The organism is Pseudomonas sp. NCIMB 10586 (genome assembly GCF_023127895.1).
GTDB lineage: Bacteria > Pseudomonadota > Gammaproteobacteria > Pseudomonadales > Pseudomonadaceae > Aquipseudomonas > Aquipseudomonas synxantha_A.
This window is the reverse complement of the sequence record NZ_SPKQ01000013.1, coordinates 60,918-75,469: the sequence shown is the minus strand read 5'-3', so window position 1 is coordinate 75,469 and position 14,552 is coordinate 60,918. Positions and strand designations below refer to the sequence as shown.

At 58.1% G+C, this 14,552-nt stretch carries 15 protein-coding genes; 7 read left to right on the top strand and 8 right to left on the bottom strand.

Annotated elements, in window-relative coordinates; all coding sequences use genetic code 11:
* Positions 1 to 203 precede the first annotated feature (203 nt).
* From rhtA to E4P01_RS06825, 4 genes are all read left to right on the top strand, one after another.
* Positions 204 to 1,091 carry a threonine/homoserine exporter RhtA gene (gene rhtA / locus E4P01_RS06840; protein WP_216091003.1) on the top strand — a complete coding sequence of 296 codons (888 nt, stop codon included), beginning with the start codon at positions 204 to 206 and terminating at the stop codon, positions 1,089 to 1,091.
* Between the two features lie 162 nt (positions 1,092 to 1,253).
* Positions 1,254 to 1,535, top strand: a complete 282-nt coding sequence (locus E4P01_RS06835; protein ID WP_003190182.1) for a hypothetical protein — start codon at positions 1,254 to 1,256, stop codon at positions 1,533 to 1,535.
* 108 nt (positions 1,536 to 1,643) lie between these two features.
* Positions 1,644 to 2,375: an SDR family oxidoreductase gene (locus E4P01_RS06830; protein ID WP_032876930.1), complete on the top strand. Its 732-nt coding sequence runs from the start codon at positions 1,644 to 1,646 to the stop codon at positions 2,373 to 2,375.
* A 35-nt stretch (positions 2,376 to 2,410) separates the two neighbouring features.
* A complete protein-coding gene (locus E4P01_RS06825) occupies positions 2,411 to 3,001 on the top strand; it encodes a 2-hydroxychromene-2-carboxylate isomerase (RefSeq protein WP_078820808.1) in 591 nt (196 codons plus the stop codon).
* A gap of 37 nt (positions 3,002 to 3,038) precedes the next feature.
* On the opposite strand, the gene E4P01_RS06820 is transcribed toward E4P01_RS06825, so the two are convergent.
* The 3 genes from E4P01_RS06820 to E4P01_RS06810 all read right to left on the bottom strand — a co-directional run bounded on the left by E4P01_RS06820 (position 3,039) and on the right by E4P01_RS06810 (position 6,560).
* The gene (locus E4P01_RS06820; RefSeq protein WP_216091002.1) at positions 3,039 to 4,847 is read right to left on the bottom strand and encodes an aminopeptidase P family protein; all 1,809 of its coding nucleotides are present in this window, start codon (positions 4,845 to 4,847) and stop codon (positions 3,039 to 3,041) included.
* A gap of 49 nt (positions 4,848 to 4,896) precedes the next feature.
* Entirely contained in the window at positions 4,897 to 6,057 is a 1,161-nt protein-coding gene (locus E4P01_RS06815; protein ID WP_078820806.1) for an aminotransferase class V-fold PLP-dependent enzyme, read from the bottom strand.
* 233 nt (positions 6,058 to 6,290) lie between these two features.
* Positions 6,291 to 6,560 (bottom strand): hypothetical protein, encoded by a 270-nt coding sequence (locus tag E4P01_RS06810; protein WP_032876941.1) that lies wholly within the window; start codon positions 6,558 to 6,560, stop codon positions 6,291 to 6,293.
* A 421-nt stretch (positions 6,561 to 6,981) separates the two neighbouring features.
* On the opposite strand from E4P01_RS06810, the gene E4P01_RS06805 reads away from it, so the two are divergent.
* Positions 6,982 to 8,085: a sigma-54 dependent transcriptional regulator gene (locus E4P01_RS06805; protein ID WP_078820805.1), complete on the top strand. Its 1,104-nt coding sequence runs from the start codon at positions 6,982 to 6,984 to the stop codon at positions 8,083 to 8,085.
* Here E4P01_RS06805 and E4P01_RS06800 read toward each other — a convergent pair.
* The gene (locus E4P01_RS06800; RefSeq protein WP_216092232.1) at positions 8,074 to 8,439 is read right to left on the bottom strand and encodes an antibiotic biosynthesis monooxygenase; all 366 of its coding nucleotides are present in this window, start codon (positions 8,437 to 8,439) and stop codon (positions 8,074 to 8,076) included. The genes E4P01_RS06805 and E4P01_RS06800 overlap by 12 nt on opposite strands.
* A gap of 100 nt (positions 8,440 to 8,539) precedes the next feature.
* On the opposite strand from E4P01_RS06800, the gene soxR reads away from it, so the two are divergent.
* A complete protein-coding gene (gene soxR, locus E4P01_RS06795) occupies positions 8,540 to 8,995 on the top strand; it encodes a redox-sensitive transcriptional activator SoxR (protein WP_078820804.1) in 456 nt (151 codons plus the stop codon).
* Positions 8,996 to 9,069: 74 nt separating this feature from the next.
* A complete protein-coding gene (locus tag E4P01_RS06790) occupies positions 9,070 to 9,528 on the top strand; it encodes a VOC family protein (RefSeq protein ID WP_216091001.1) in 459 nt (152 codons plus the stop codon).
* 119 nt (positions 9,529 to 9,647) lie between these two features.
* On the opposite strand, the gene E4P01_RS06785 is transcribed toward E4P01_RS06790, so the two are convergent.
* Genes E4P01_RS06785 through E4P01_RS06770 form a run of 4 tightly spaced genes read right to left on the bottom strand, consistent with a single transcriptional unit; the run spans position 9,648 to position 14,098 of the window.
* Positions 9,648 to 10,880 (bottom strand): MFS transporter, encoded by a 1,233-nt coding sequence (locus E4P01_RS06785; protein ID WP_148852230.1) that lies wholly within the window; start codon positions 10,878 to 10,880, stop codon positions 9,648 to 9,650.
* Entirely contained in the window at positions 10,877 to 11,593 is a 717-nt protein-coding gene (locus E4P01_RS06780) for a 2OG-Fe dioxygenase family protein (protein WP_216091000.1), read from the bottom strand. The genes E4P01_RS06785 and E4P01_RS06780 overlap by 4 nt, the downstream gene beginning before the upstream one ends.
* Before the next feature lie 4 nt (positions 11,594 to 11,597).
* Entirely contained in the window at positions 11,598 to 12,965 is a 1,368-nt protein-coding gene (locus tag E4P01_RS06775; protein WP_216090999.1) for an ATP-grasp domain-containing protein, read from the bottom strand.
* On the bottom strand, positions 12,962 to 14,098 hold the full coding sequence (locus E4P01_RS06770; RefSeq protein ID WP_236648024.1) for a radical SAM protein: 1,137 nt from the start codon (positions 14,096 to 14,098) through the stop codon (positions 12,962 to 12,964). The genes E4P01_RS06775 and E4P01_RS06770 overlap by 4 nt, the downstream gene beginning before the upstream one ends.
* Between the last annotated feature and the right edge of the window lie 454 nt (positions 14,099 to 14,552).

Genomic DNA, 14,552 nt, shown 5'->3' with positions numbered 1-14,552 from the left:
CCGGAAGTGGGGCGAATTATAGGCTTCCAGAATCTGCCGTCAACTCTTAATTTGGGTTTTCTATTAAATCCGCGGCAAACTCAAGAATTACACTATATAGACAACCACTGCGTGCGATTTGAGCAATATATTGCTCATCGCTTGACAGTTAAGCATCATAGCGTCTTCTGCTTATTGACTACGACCTCAGAAGAGCCCTCTCAATGACCACTTCACCCCGCAGCCTGGCCTCGGCACTGTTTCCCGTCGGCCTGCTGTTGATCGCCATGGCCTCCATTCAATCCGGGGCATCATTGGCCAAGAGCATGTTTCCCGTTGTCGGCGCACAAGGCACCACCGCCCTGCGTTTGATTTTTGCCAGTGTGATCATGCTGCTCATATTGCGACCATGGCGCGCCAAGCTGACGGCCAAGTCACTGCGCACAGTGATCATCTACGGGATGGCGCTAGGTGGCATGAACTTCCTCTTCTATATGTCACTGTGCACTGTCCCCCTGGGAATTGCCGTAGCGCTCGAATTCACAGGCCCGCTTGCTGTAGCTATCTATGCCTCACGCCGAGCTGTCGACTTCGTGTGGATTGCTCTGGCGATCATTGGCCTGCTTCTGTTGATTCCGACGGACAAGGCCAGTAGCGGCATTGATCTGATAGGGGCCGCTTACGCGCTGGGCGCCGGCGTATGCTGGGCGCTCTACATTTTGTTCGGCCAAAAGGCGGGAAATGACAATGGCGTCCAAACCGCCGCGCTCGGGGTAATGATTGCCGCCCTCTTCGTTGCACCGATCGGCATCGTGCATGCCGGCGCCGCGCTGCTGACGCCGGCACTGATCCCTGTCGCCATCGGCGTGGCGATTCTGTCCACTGCCCTGCCCTACACCCTTGAGATGGTCGCACTAACACGCCTTCCCGCCCGTACTTTCGGCACACTGATGAGTATCGAGCCGGCGTTCGGCGCCCTCTCCGGCCTGTTTTTCCTGCACGAGCATCTATCGCTCGCCCAGTGGCTGGCCATCACCTGCATTATCCTGGCCTCGGTCGGTGCCACTTTGACGATGAGCCACAAATCCAAACCACTGGTACCCGCCGACTGATCATCTTTAACCCCAGCTCTGGTATTTGCCGCTCATTTAGGCCATGTTTAGGCCGTAACCGAATGTCATTCATGGAGAATTTCGACACGGACTGCATGAACGCTTCGCTCGAGAGCGAGTAAAGCAGCCCTGTTCTTTGCAGGGCGGCTATTAAGGATGGGAATGAAACGAATTTTGATACTGTTGCTGGTTGTGGGCATCGCGGGGTGTGCCGCCACCACTAAAACAGAAGTGAAACGCGGTAAAAAAGGACTGCATATCAACTGTTCGGGCCTGTCCTCCTCCTGGGACCAGTGCTACACCAGTGCCGCCAATTCATGCGGCGCCAAGGGTTATCGAGTGATTGCCAAGTCCGGCGACAACTCCGAAGAGCCAGGGGACTATCCCTTCGGTCTCAACCCTGCCGGCTATACCAGCCGCAGCATGATCGTCATCTGCAAATAGCTGCCCGAGCAGTCTCCCTGACTGCTCATCTTAAATTTCCACACAGGCCAGGCCATTTACGACATGGCGACTAAACTCCTGCTCGATCATCGAGCCAATGGAGTTCCCATGACGCACAACAACAAAATCGTATTGGTGGTAGGCGCCGGTGACGCAACCGGCGGCGCCATAGCCAAGCGCTTTGCCCGCGAAGGTTACATCGCCTGCGTTACCCGTCGTAGTGCCGACAAACTGCAACCACTGGTAGACAGCATTCAATTGGCGGGCGGGCAAGCCCATGGCTTTGCCTGTGATGCACGTAAAGAAGAAGACGTGATCGCACTGGTAGAGCAAATCGAAACGGAGCTGGGGCCCATTGAAGCGTTCGTCTTCAACATCGGTGCGAACGTGCCTTGCAGCATTCTGGAAGAAACCGCACGCAAGTACTTCAAGATTTGGGAGATGGCGTGTTTCTCCGGCTTCTTGAACGCGCGCGAAGTCGCCAAGCGTATGGCCACCCGTAAACGCGGCACCATCCTGTTCACCGGCGCCACTGCCGGCTTGCGTGGGGCCGCGGGATTTGCCGCATTCGCCGGGGCCAAACATGGTATCCGCGCCCTGGCCCAAAGCATGGCGCGGGAATTAGGCCCGATGAACATCCACGTCGCCCATGTAGTAGTCGATGGCGCCATTGATACCGAGTTCATTCGCGAAAATTTCCCGCAAAAATATGCCCTCAAGGATCAGGACGGCCTCCTCAACCCTGACCACATCGCCGAAAACTACTGGTACCTGCACAGCCAGCCCCGGGACGCCTGGACGTTCGAGCTGGACCTGCGCCCCTGGAACGAACCCTGGTAACACGCCCCTATAACAATAAGCAGCGAGTATCGACCATGAGTAAAACCCTGGAATTTTTCTTTGATCTCGGTAGCCCCGCGACTTACCTGGCCTATACCCAACTACCGGCACTCTGCACCGAGACCGGCGCGCATCTGGTCTATCAACCGATGCTGTTGGGCGGCGTATTCAAGGCTACTGGCAACGCCTCACCGATCACTGTGCCGGCCAAGGGTCGCTACATGCTGGATGACTTGGCGCGCTACGCCAAACGCTACAATGTACCGCTCAGGTTCAACCCGCACTTTCCCATCAATACACTGGTACTGATGCGCGCAATCACCGGCATACAAATCCATGAGCCTGAGCGCTTCTCCGACTTTATCGACTGCCTGTTCCGCGCCCTCTGGGTGGAAGGCCGACACCTGGGCGATCCCGAGGTCGTGGCCCACGTGCTGACCGAGCATGGGTTCGACCCAGAGCAGGTATTGGCCCTGTCCAATGATGAAGCCGTCAAAAACGCGCTCAAGGACAAAACCGAACAAGCCGTTAAACGCGGCGTGTTCGGTGCCCCCAGCTTTTTTGTAGGCAATCAGCTGTTCTTTGGTCAGGACCGACTGGACTTCGTGCGCGAAGCCCTCAGCTAAATATCGCTTGCAGCCGGCGCAGGCCGGCTGCAGCCAATCAAATAGCTGTGGTACGCACCTGCAACCACTCAAGCGCCGCACCACTGAGCAGCGGGCTCAAGCGCTCACGCACCTCGGCGTGATAGGCATTGAACCATTCGCGCTCATCCGCCGTCAGCAACGACGGTTCCAGGCAACGGGTGTCAATCGGGCACAAGGTCAGGGTTTCGAACTTGAGGAACTCCCCAAACTCGGTCTTGCCCGCTTCACGGTTCAACACCAGGTTTTCGATGCGTACACCCCAACGACCAGGGCGATAAGTCCCCGGCTCGATGGAAGTAATCATCCCAGGTTGCATCGCTGTTTGTGGCGCGGCAGCGGCCTGGTAGGCAATAACTTGCGGCCCCTCATGCACATTGAGGAAATAACCTACGCCATGACCTGTACCGTGACCGTAGTCCACCCCTTCGGCCCAGATCGGCGCACGGGCAATCGCATCCAGCAACGGTGAGAGAATACCTTTGGGGAAGTGTGCACGGGACAGGGCAATCACCCCCTTGAGTACCCGCGTGCAATCGCGCTTCTGCTCATCACTCGGGGTACCGATGGGCACCATCCGCGTGATGTCCGTGGTGCCGCCCAGGTACTGGCCACCGGAATCGATCAATAGCAAGCCATCGCCTTCGATCAGGGCATGCTCTTGTTCAGTCGCGTGGTAATGCGGCATGGCGCCGTTGGCGTTGAACGCAGCAATGGTGTTGAAGCTCAGCGACACATAGCCAGGGCGGCGGGTACGCGCCGCAGTCAAGTGTTCGTCGATCGTCAGTTCGGTAATGCGCTCGCGGCCCAGGGCGCTGTCGAGCCAGGCAAAAAATTCGCACAACGCAGCGCCATCCTGCTCCATGGCCTGACGAATATGTTCCGCGTCCGCCAGGCTCTTGCGGGATTTTGCGAGCGTAGTCGGGTTGAGTCCTTCAACCAGCTTGACGCCGGCATCGAGATTTTCCAGCAAGCCGGCCGTCACGCGTGCGGGGTCCACTTGCAAACTGGCCCCCGACGGTACGGCACGCAGTGCATCGGCCACTTCGCTGTAGTCGCGCAACGTCACGCCATCCTGCTCGAGCATCACCCGCAACTCGGCATCGACCTTGCCCAGCGCGACAAACAACGTAGCCTGCTGTTGGTTGATCAACGCAAAAGATACAAACACCGGGTTGAAGGACACATCACCGCCACGCAGGTTGAACAACCAGGCGATGTCGTCCAGCGTCGCGATGAAATGCCAATCGGGGCCCTTGTCTTTCAAGCTGGCGCGCAGTGCGGCGAGTTTCTCGCCACGGCTGACGGTGGCTTGAGGCGGCAGATGCTGGTAGATCGGCTGGTTTGGTAGCGTCGGGCGGTCTTGCCAGACTTCGTCGAGCAGGTCGATATCAGTGCGCAAGCGGGCGCCGCGCTCGGCCAGCTTGCCCCCCAGAGTACGTGCCGAAGCCACGGCCATGACCGCACCGTCCACAGCCACTACGCCACCTTCAGGGGTTTGCTCGGCCAGCCATTCCAACGGCCCAGGCTGGCCCGGTTGCAGCTTTACCAACTCAATGCCACTGCCCTTGAGTTCCTTGGTCGCCTGCTCCCAGTAACGGCTATCGGCCCAGACCCCGGCAAAATCCGCCGTGACGATCAGTGTCCCCACCGAACCATGGAACCCCGACAACCATTGGCGCCCCTGCCAGTAGCCCGGCAAGTATTCGGACAAGTGCGGGTCAGCCGATGGCACCAGCAGGGCGTGAATGCCCTCGCGGCGCATCAGTTCACGGGTATGCGCCAGGCGCTGGGGAACCGTTCCATGGGTCAAAGGCTGCGTACTCATTGTGTCTCCTGCTAACCACGAATAATTGTTATATGTTGCCAATGATAAATCAGACCGCCCAAAACGCCGGGGCGCTGGCCAATGCTGCCTTGATCAACTGTGCGGCTTCGTCGATGTCCTGTTCGGTGGTAAACCGGCCCAGGCTCAAGCGAATGGTACGACCGGCGGTGCGAGCATCATGCCCCAGGGCGAGAAGCACATGGGACGGTGCGTTGCTTGCCGAATTGCACGCCGAAGTCGCGGAAAAGGCAATGCCCGCGCTCAGTGTGGCAGAGTTGAACTCACCCTCGCTGAACGTAAGGCTCAGGGTATGTGGAATACGCTGAGTTGGGCTGCCATTGAGGCGCAAGCCGGTAACTGACGTCAGGTGATCCAGCAGGCGCTGGCGCAACGCTGCAATCCGAGCCTTCTCATCAGCAAAGGACGCTGCCGCCAAGGCAAACGCCGTCCCCATGCCGGCAATCTGATGGGTCGCCAGGGTGCCAGAACGCAAGCCCCCTTCGTGTCCACCGCCATGAATCTGCGCCAGCACTTTCTGCTGCGCCAAAGGCCCGACATACAACGCGCCGATACCTTTGGGGCCGTACAGCTTATGCGCGGAGAATGACATCAAATCCACCGGCCACAGGCCCAGGTCGATGGCTACCTTGCCAGCCCCTTGCGCCGCGTCCACATGAAACAACGCGCCATGCTCACGTACCCGCGCACCGATGGCCGGGATGTCATTCAGGGTGCCCAGCTCGTTATTGACCAGCATCAGCGAGACCAGGAAGGTGTCCTCGCGCAGGGCTTCGCTGACCGCTTCGACGCTGATCAAGCCGTCCGCATCCGGCACCAGGTAGGTCACCGCCACGCCGGCTTCCTGCAGTTGCCGCGCAGTATCCAGTGTGGCCTTGTGCTCGATCTGGCTGGTGATGATATGCCCACCCGCCACACCACGGGCCTGGGTCACTCCCTTGAGCGCCAGGTTGTTGGACTCCGTGGCGCCGGAGGTCCAGACGATCTGCTCCGGCTGGGCGCCGACCAGTTCAGCGACCTGGCGACGCGCCTGTTCAACCGTGTGCCGGGCCGCCTGGCCGAATGCATGGGAACTGGACGCCGGGTTACCAAAATTGGCATTGAAGCCCAGGCACTCGACCATCACCTGGATAACCCGCTCATCCACCGGCGTGGTAGCGGCGTAGTCAAAATACAACGGACGTTTATTCATGACGTTAGAACTCGCAGAGCGTGCTCCCGAAAGCAGCGTCTCGGGGGGGCATCGACCGGAACAGAGGTCGTCAGGTTTAACCGATCGAATGCCATTAAAGAAGGTAACTTTATTTAAATGTGCGTAGGAACGCTCCTGGAATTGAGCTTAACAGGCTGAAGTAGCTCCATGGCAAACAAAAAGCCCGAGGTTCCTTAAGGGAATCCTCGGGCTTTTTATCGCAAGAGGCCGGCTCAACTGGGGCGACCATGCAGGACTACGCTGCGCTCGGCGTTCATTTCACCCTGGCGATCAAAAGAGAAAGGCTTCTGTGGCTGGCCAAGCAACGCAGCGCGCTGCTGCTGATATTCGTCAAACGACAAGCCGCGACGGCTCAGCGCCTCCAGGGCCAATTGCCGGGTCTCCTCGGCGGTGTATGGACGCAATTCCGGGGCTGGATGGGACGCACATCCGGCAAGGACAGAGGTAACAAGTAGCAGCGAAACAGCGAGGAAACGGTTCATGGCGGCGGCTCTGCGAGAGGGGGTTCAAGTCAATGAACACAGGCTACTCCCGGTCCTTCTCGGTGAAAAATCATCGCCCGTGATAGTCGCTATCAACCGGCACGCCACCTTCAACAATCGGCTGCTAATATTCCTTAAAGATCTATAAATATGCAAACACATCCATTTACGGAATAAATCATTTTCTCTATAAATAGCTTCACACGTCAGCAACTGTGCAGTGGCAACAGCCAACCCCAAAACTGGGGTCAGACAACAACTCCCTTTCTCGGCAGCGAGCGCCATACCCATACAGATCAAAGCCTGAACCCGTTGGTACAGCCCTTGTTCAACCTACTTCACCTCTGTTGCTCAGTACCCCGCCGTTAAAATTGAGCCAGTCCCTGCCGATCCCGACGTTCTACTCCTGAGAGAGGTGCCCATGCAGCTTTTGACCCTACCGCCCTCGCCCGCCCTTGCGACCTCGATCCGCGCCACGGCCCAGGTCTTCGAAGACCCCAAATCCCAGGCACTGCTCGACCATATCCAACAAGTGGCGCCCAGCGAAGCCAGCGTGCTGATCATCGGCGAGACCGGCACCGGCAAAGAGCTGGTGGCGCGGCATATCCACAACCTCAGCGCTCGGCGCAACCGGCCGTTCGTAGCGGTGAACTGCGGGGCGTTCTCTGAATCCCTGGTGGAAGCCGAGTTGTTCGGCCACGAGAAAGGCGCGTTTACCGGCGCCCTCAGCGCCAAGGCCGGCTGGTTCGAAGAGGCAGACGGCGGCACCTTGTTTCTAGATGAGATCGGCGACCTGCCGATGGCCATCCAGGTCAAACTGCTGCGGGTGTTGCAGGAGCGCGAAGTGGTGCGCCTGGGCTCACGCAAAAGCATACCTATTGATGTAAGAGTCCTGGCCGCCACCAACGTACAACTGGAAAAGGCCATCAACGCCGGGCATTTTCGCGAAGATCTGTACTACCGCCTCGATGTGGTCAGCCTGGAGCTGAGCCCGCTGCGCGAGCGCCCCGGCGATATCCTGCCGCTGACCCGCCACTTTATCCAAGCCTACAGCCAGCGCCTGGGCTACGGCCCGATCACCATCAGCAGCGAGGCCGAGCACAAACTCAAGCGCTACAGTTGGCCGGGCAATATTCGCGAGCTGGAAAACGTGATTCACCACACCTTGCTGATCTGCCGCAACGGCGTGATCGAACGCGACGATCTGCGCCTGTCAAATATGCGCATCGAGCGCCAGGACGACAGCCAGCACGCCACCGACAACAGCGCCGAAGCCTTGCTTGCGCGGGCGTTTCAAAAGCTCTTCGAGGAACAGGCCGGCGCCCTGCATGAAAAAGTCGAGGACGCTTTATTACGCGCCGCTTACCGCTTCAGCCATTACAACCAGGTGCACACCGCCAACCTGCTGGGCCTGAGCCGCAACGTTACACGCACGCGCCTGATCAAGATCGGCGAGCTGGCGGTAAACAAACGCCGGCCCGGGCAAACGCTGCAGGGCGAACGGATGCTGCATTTATCCATTTAAGCGGCAGTGCAAAGCATCGTCCTGACTGCGCTCAAAACTGCGCAACACCTGGAATGATCCGAAGGTCACAGCCGTCGCTTGATGCGCGCGGATCAGTGTCCAGAAATCTTCGTCGCCGTGCTCGAAACACTTGAAGGCTGCTTCTCCGTCCTCGCGGGATTGCCATTGCAGGTAATTGAGCACCCGCCGCCCATCATCGCTGACCTGCACACTGGCACTCAGAAAGCCACCATGGCTTGCCGCGAGGCGCTCGCTCTGGGTGGTCAAGGCCGCCACCAGGGCTGATTGCTGGCGGGGCTCGATCTGAAATTCGATCAATTGAGTGAAGCTGCGATTTTTCTCTGATACCTGCATGAGCACTCCCCTTTCTCTGTAGGCAGAATCTTGCGATTCGATGTCACGCAGGGTAAAACCTCTAGTTAAGTCGAGGTCAAGCACTGTTTGGGAGTCTTACATGCTCAGCAACGAACTCAGCGTCGGTCAGTTGGCCGCCCGCAGCGGCGTAGCGGTCACCGCCCTGCACTTCTACGAATCCAAAGGGCTGATCAAGAGCAATCGCAATGCCGGCAATCAACGGCGATATCCACGGGACGTACTGCGCCGGGTGGTGCTGATCAAAATTGCCCAACGCCTGGGCATTCCGCTGGCGACCATTGGCGAGGCATTGCGGGCCCTGCCCGATGGGCGCACACCGAACGCTCACGACTGGGAACGGCTGTCGGCCTTGTGGCGTCAAGATCTGGATGAGCGCATCAACAAGCTGACGCTGCTGCGCGACAAGCTCAATGGTTGTATCGGGTGCGGGTGCCTGTCGATGGAGGCGTGCCCGTTGCGCAATCACGATGACCAGTTGGGTGAGCGTGGCCCTGGTGCGCAACTGCTGGAGCCCACGCTTGATTCCGATCGGTAAAGCCGGTTGCGCAATGCAACGTGACCTATAGTGAAAAGGCTGTAACTCCATAACCACAATCAAAGGAGAACGTTATGAGCGTTAAACCTATTCCCGAGGGTTACCACGGCATTACTCCCTACCTGGGCATCAACGAGGCCGCAAAGGCGATAGATTTCTACAAAAAGGCCTTTGGCGCCTCGGTGTTCATGCGCCTGGACATGCCCGACGGCAGGGTCGGCCATGCGGAGCTGCGTATTGACGAAGCGGTGATCATGCTAGGCACGCCCTGTGACGAAACGGCCCTGCGCAATCCCGACTCACATCCCAGTGTCGGTTTGCACCTGTATGTGAATGACGTGGACGCACAATTCAAACAGGCGGTTGATGCCGGCGCCAGCGTAGTGTCCGAGCCGCAGGATCAGTTCTATGGGGATCGCTCGGCGAGTGTGACGGATCCGTTCGGTCACCTCTGGTTCCTGGCCACCCATAAGGAGGACCTGACCGAGGAGCAAATCCGCCAGCGTGCCATGCAGATGTTCAAGCAAAATTAACCCTGTGGGCGTGAGCTTGCTCGCGCCTGCAACACGCCACGCCTTGCCCCAGGTTCCAGCCGGCCAATACGCGTGGCCTGCTCCGGCAAGCTAAAGGCCTGTGTGGAGTCTGGAACACTTCAAGGGTTTGTCGATCTGACACCCCGGTACGCATTGCGCCCCAGCCATATCGTCATGACCAACAAGGCGGTCAATGGCAGCCCATGGAACAACACGATCACCTGGGCCGGCGTCCACGTCACATAGAACGGCCCGACCACCAGCATGCCCACGCCAAAACCGGCCATCTGGATCAGGGTCAAGAGGCTGAACAGCGGCAAGCGCAAGCTATCGGGCTCGCTTTGCGCACGGGAGATCAACGCCACCTCGGACAATCCATCGCCCAGCCCTGCCCACACCACCAGCAACAGCGCCAGCCACAGTTCGGTCTGCTGGAATGTCAGGATAAAGCCGCTGGACATCAACGCCACACCGAGCATGAACAAGCGCTCCATGCCTTGGGTGCCACGACCTTTCAACACTGCACTGGCGATGCGCGCGCCAACAAACTTGCCACAGGCCCACACGGCCAGCAGATAGCCCATGACCGTCTTGGCCGTGTCCGGTGAAATGTACTGCGACAGCACTGGCCAGCCGACGTTATGGGCCGCGCTGCCAAGGGTGTCGAGCATGCTGATCAGCAACATCGCGGCCAGCACCGGCGCACCGCGCAACCCCTTGGTCAGCTCGTGCCATTCGGCGGCCAGCCCGCGATGCGCGGCAACAGCAACGCTAAACAACGCGCGCAAGGGCAAGACCAGGCAAGCGGCAATCACATAGGTGCCGATGTTGACGGCAAACACCGCTTCAAATCCGCCCGTGGCGATCAGCAAGCCGGAGAGCAAACTTCCGAAGACCGCGCCGGTGGCGGCCGCCGAGGTGATCCATGCATTGGTATTCACCCGCTGCTCCAGCGCGACCCAGGTGGGCAACTGACTGTTGAGGCCAATGGCAAACAGCGAATTGCACAGGCCGATACCGAAGGCGATAAAGGGAAGAAGGGTGAGTTGATGGGCCGGTAACAACACCAGCAGCGGCGTCAGCAACAGCGCCCGGGCCAGGTCCAACCCCGCCAACGTCCCACGCCCGGCAAACCGCCGAAAAAACGGGATGCCAAACAGGCTGGCGACAATCCCGCCGGTGACCCGGCACGCCAGGAAAATGCTGACAAACACTACGCTCTGGCTGAGCCAGTACACATAAGTGGACAACGCCACCATGTTGAGGAACGCGCCAAAATCCGACACACCGCGAGCAAAGATGATCAGGCGAGCGTTGCGGGTCGACAGATTCAGTTGTTGATGGTGGCTCATGCAGGCTGTGCCTCCTCGACACTGCGCAGGCTTACCAAGAGCACATCGCGCCAGGCCGGTGCCGTCTCCACCCGCGGTCGCACCTCCCCGGCCCGATGGTAGAACCCACGGTCGTTGATCACGATAGTCTCCAGAAATTTCTCCATCGGCAGTTGCAGCAGCCGGCTGTGCTCCGTTTCGTCGGCAAACACCTCCGACACCACCGGCACCGTGTTGCATTCGCCAATAAAGTGCATGAACACCCAATCCAGGCCGTCCTGGTGAATCCCCGAAGTGGTCGGGCTGCTCGATGGCCCATCCGCCCGCACCCGGAACTGATGGATATCGATCGTATAAGTCTGTTCGCCCAGGTGCGGGACAATCACTGCAAGGTCCGTCGCCAGCAGCTTCTGCATGATTGGGTGCTCGATAAAGCCCTCCTCGCTATAGCTCAGGTGGTTCACGCCCTGGCGATAGTTCACCGCGTAGGTGACCGGCGATTTGAACGCCGTATTCCTGTCGATCTGCAATTGCCGTGACGGTAACAGACGATAGCGCAAGATGCGCCGTTCGCGGTGGGTGTAAGTCCTGAACGCCTCGTCGCGCACCAGGTTATCCCAATACGCGCGAAAGCTTTGCTCCTCACCCGGTTCAACTTTGACCAGTTCGCGAAAGTCCGGGCGATGACAGAAGTGATGTTCGCGCAAAAGCGCCGAAATCTGAGGGATGTCCATATCGCTATCCTGCAACCGGTGGATCGATGAGGATGCGCAGGTGTTGCTGCAACGCATCGTGCAAGGCATGAGCGTCGGCGGCATTGCCAACCTGGGCCCAGCATTTGAGCAAATAATGCTCCTCGATATCCGCGTCAATGTAGTGGCCGGGGTCCTGCGGGGCGTATTCCAGCACCGAGCGGTGTTGGTCCAGGAACTGCAGGCCGTCAATGCCCCTGAAAAGGCCACTGTGCTGCGGATAAATCGCCAGCATCGCGTAGTGTTGCCGCGCCTCGGCGATCTTATGTGCACCGGCCTCCAACTGTGCATTGATGCCCTTCTCGCCCAACAACAATCCCATGTACAACTGATAAGGATCGACACCGGCCACGTCGCGGAACGCCGAGTTCACATACAGTCCGCCCAGGCGTGGGTTGATCTCGATGACCACCGGCCCTGCGTCCGTCATGCGAAACTCGAAATGCACCACAGCGTTGGTCAGGCCCACCGCGTGCAGGCAGTCCACCGCGTACTGGCGGATCTGCTCACACTGGGCCTGGCTGAACGACGTCGGCGGGGAAATCAGCAGGTTCTCAAGGACGGTGCCGCTGCGCTCGGTCAGCAGCAGTTTTTCATTGATCAGCAGCGGATGGACACGCTCGCCGGCAATCACACATTCCACACTGCCTTCGATGCCAGGAATATAACCTTCCAACAGAATGCTGCGCCCTGGCAGGTATTCACGCCGCAGCCCACCCTCAGGCGGCAGGGCGTGCGCACAGCCGTAGAAGTCCGCATAAGCGGCGGCGCCATGATCACTCACGAAATGCCGATAGTGGCTACGTAGCTCCTCCCAGTTCGAGCATTTTTTGATAAACGCCGAAGCCCCGCCAAAGGGCGGTTTGGCGATCAGTGGATAACCCACGCGCTCGGCGCCTTGCTGGAGTTCCTGTTCGTTGTTGCACAGCACGAACGGTACCGAACGCAACTCATGCTGTTTCAACACGCGGCGCATCAAGAACTTGTTATTGCACGCCGCAATCGCCTCTGGGTGGCTGTAGACCAAGCCCAACCGCTGACACGCCTGCGCAACGATACAGCCCACCTCCCCTTGTGCGGACGGGTGCCCGGCCTGGCAGAAAATCCCCCGCACCTGATAACGCCCGTCCAACTGTCCGACCAACTCCAGGATGGACTGCTCACTGAGCGTTTCGAGCAGGAACACTTCGTCACTGTCGTCCCTGAGTCGTTGCAGGTGCTTGCGCCCCGCCACGGCGGCCGTCAAACACGCCAAGCCGTGGGCGCGGGCCACCGTGAAATGCGGTTCCCGGTAGCGGTAGCGAGCGCAAGCGCTGTCATCCACATCAATAAACAGAATCGCACCCTGTTTCATACCGCATCCTGCCAACTGCACCATTGGCCCTCCCAGTTGCGAAAACGGTAAGTACGCTGCCCATCGCGAACTTCAAAATGCGGTAAGTCTTCAGGTTTTTCAAAGTCCAACAACGGCACGGTGAACTTGCCTTGTGCGTGAGGAAGTACATATTCGGGCAGGGCAATATTGGATACGCGGCGTTTGAGCCGATCCATTATGACGATGGCTTGGCTGATCGAGGCCTTATACTCTGAAGCACCGGGTGAAAACGGCATGAAGTGATATAAGTAATAGGGCTTTACGCCCAGACGATAAAGATCAATGAATAATTTATGCAACGTCGCTTCATCATCATTCACGCCACGCAACAGCGGCATGTTAGAGAATACTATCGGCACCACGCCCTGAATCCGTTTAACCGCGAGGGCAAAATCAGCACTGAGTTCAAGCGGGTGGCAGACATGCACACCAAATGCATTGACTTTGTACTTGTGGAGCATCGCCACCAACTCATCGGTCACGCGAAACGGGTTGAAACTCAAAGCCCGCGAATGAATGCGTATCAGCAGGTCATCACGAATGCCGCGCAATGCGGCCAGCATCTCCTCAAGCTTGCGGTCGGCCAGCATCAGTGGGTCACCGCCACTGAGAATCACCTCTTCAATCGCCGGGTTAGCGCGGATGTACTCCACCGAATCCTTGAACGAGTCGGTGTTGGCGTTAGCTTTGTCGGTGCCCACCTGCAGCGTGCGCAGCGCCTCGAAACAGAACTGGCAATAGGCATTGCAGGTGTTGGTGGTGCGCAGGATCACGCGGTTGTCGTACTTGTGCTGGCAGATGGGCGTCTTCATCTCATGATTGAGTTCCCAGTTTTCGGAACTGCCGTCATAGTCGCCCTGCACCTGTTCGCTCCAGTACGGTACTACCTGGCGCCACAGTGGGTGGTCCATCACTTCGCCGGTGGTGAGTGAACGCTTGATCAAATCAATATAGTAAGGCGTGATCTGCATCTTGCGATCTTGCAGGTTGTGCTCGATATGCGCCGTTGTGGCCTCGCCCCATCCACCGCAGGCATTGCGCAGTGCAGGTTCATCGCGGATGGCATTCTTCTGCTGCCAACGCCAGTCTTGCCACTGAACTGAACGATGCATGGCTTGATCAAAAATCGACATGAGTTTGAACTCTCTGTTAAGGCATAGGGACGCGTACTTTTCCAGCGCAGGAAAAGTATTATTCGCAGCAATGGCAATCGACGGAGATACGACAGACCACGATCAAGTAACTAATTTGATCACCGGCACCAGAGAGATATAACAGTTCGCCACTTGAGGGCGCGAATAAACGACTAGCACGGTCATGCAATCAACTTCCTTTTTATAATATTTCGACTTCCAAGTCCGCACCCACTAAAGCCGATACCCGCCAATGTGTCAATACAATAAACTTGTAATTTGTCTGGAATTAACCTGCACCCGCGCCAACACCCTTTAATGACAAGGGGGGGGCTTTCGTTCAAGCCAAGCTATTTGAAAAACAAATAATACTGAAAGCAACGCGCGCCGCTGTTATAGAGAGCGTTATTTCTACTTATATAACTACGTAGCC

What these genes read in the sequence shown, in the direction of transcription:
- E4P01_RS06805 (WP_078820805.1), top strand. Translation starts at nt 6,982, where the DNA reads ATGCAGCTTTTGACCCTACCGCCCTCGCCCGCCCTTGCGACCTCGATC.
- E4P01_RS06790 (WP_216091001.1), top strand. Translation starts at nt 9,070, where the DNA reads ATGAGCGTTAAACCTATTCCCGAGGGTTACCACGGCATTACTCCCTAC.
- E4P01_RS06780 (WP_216091000.1), bottom strand. Translation starts at nt 11,593, where the DNA reads ATGGACATCCCTCAGATTTCGGCGCTTTTGCGCGAACATCACTTCTGT.
- E4P01_RS06810 (WP_032876941.1), bottom strand. Translation starts at nt 6,560, where the DNA reads ATGAACCGTTTCCTCGCTGTTTCGCTGCTACTTGTTACCTCTGTCCTT.
- E4P01_RS06830 (WP_032876930.1), top strand. Translation starts at nt 1,644, where the DNA reads ATGACGCACAACAACAAAATCGTATTGGTGGTAGGCGCCGGTGACGCA.
- E4P01_RS06835 (WP_003190182.1), top strand. Translation starts at nt 1,254, where the DNA reads ATGAAACGAATTTTGATACTGTTGCTGGTTGTGGGCATCGCGGGGTGT.
- rhtA (WP_216091003.1), top strand. Translation starts at nt 204, where the DNA reads ATGACCACTTCACCCCGCAGCCTGGCCTCGGCACTGTTTCCCGTCGGC.
- E4P01_RS06800 (WP_216092232.1), bottom strand. Translation starts at nt 8,439, where the DNA reads ATGCAGGTATCAGAGAAAAATCGCAGCTTCACTCAATTGATCGAATTT.
- E4P01_RS06775 (WP_216090999.1), bottom strand. Translation starts at nt 12,965, where the DNA reads ATGAAACAGGGTGCGATTCTGTTTATTGATGTGGATGACAGCGCTTGC.
- E4P01_RS06825 (WP_078820808.1), top strand. Translation starts at nt 2,411, where the DNA reads ATGAGTAAAACCCTGGAATTTTTCTTTGATCTCGGTAGCCCCGCGACT.
- E4P01_RS06785 (WP_148852230.1), bottom strand. Translation starts at nt 10,880, where the DNA reads ATGAGCCACCATCAACAACTGAATCTGTCGACCCGCAACGCTCGCCTG.
- E4P01_RS06770 (WP_236648024.1), bottom strand. Translation starts at nt 14,098, where the DNA reads ATGCATCGTTCAGTTCAGTGGCAAGACTGGCGTTGGCAGCAGAAGAAT.
- soxR (WP_078820804.1), top strand. Translation starts at nt 8,540, where the DNA reads ATGCTCAGCAACGAACTCAGCGTCGGTCAGTTGGCCGCCCGCAGCGGC.
- E4P01_RS06820 (WP_216091002.1), bottom strand. Translation starts at nt 4,847, where the DNA reads ATGAGTACGCAGCCTTTGACCCATGGAACGGTTCCCCAGCGCCTGGCG.
- E4P01_RS06815 (WP_078820806.1), bottom strand. Translation starts at nt 6,057, where the DNA reads ATGAATAAACGTCCGTTGTATTTTGACTACGCCGCTACCACGCCGGTG.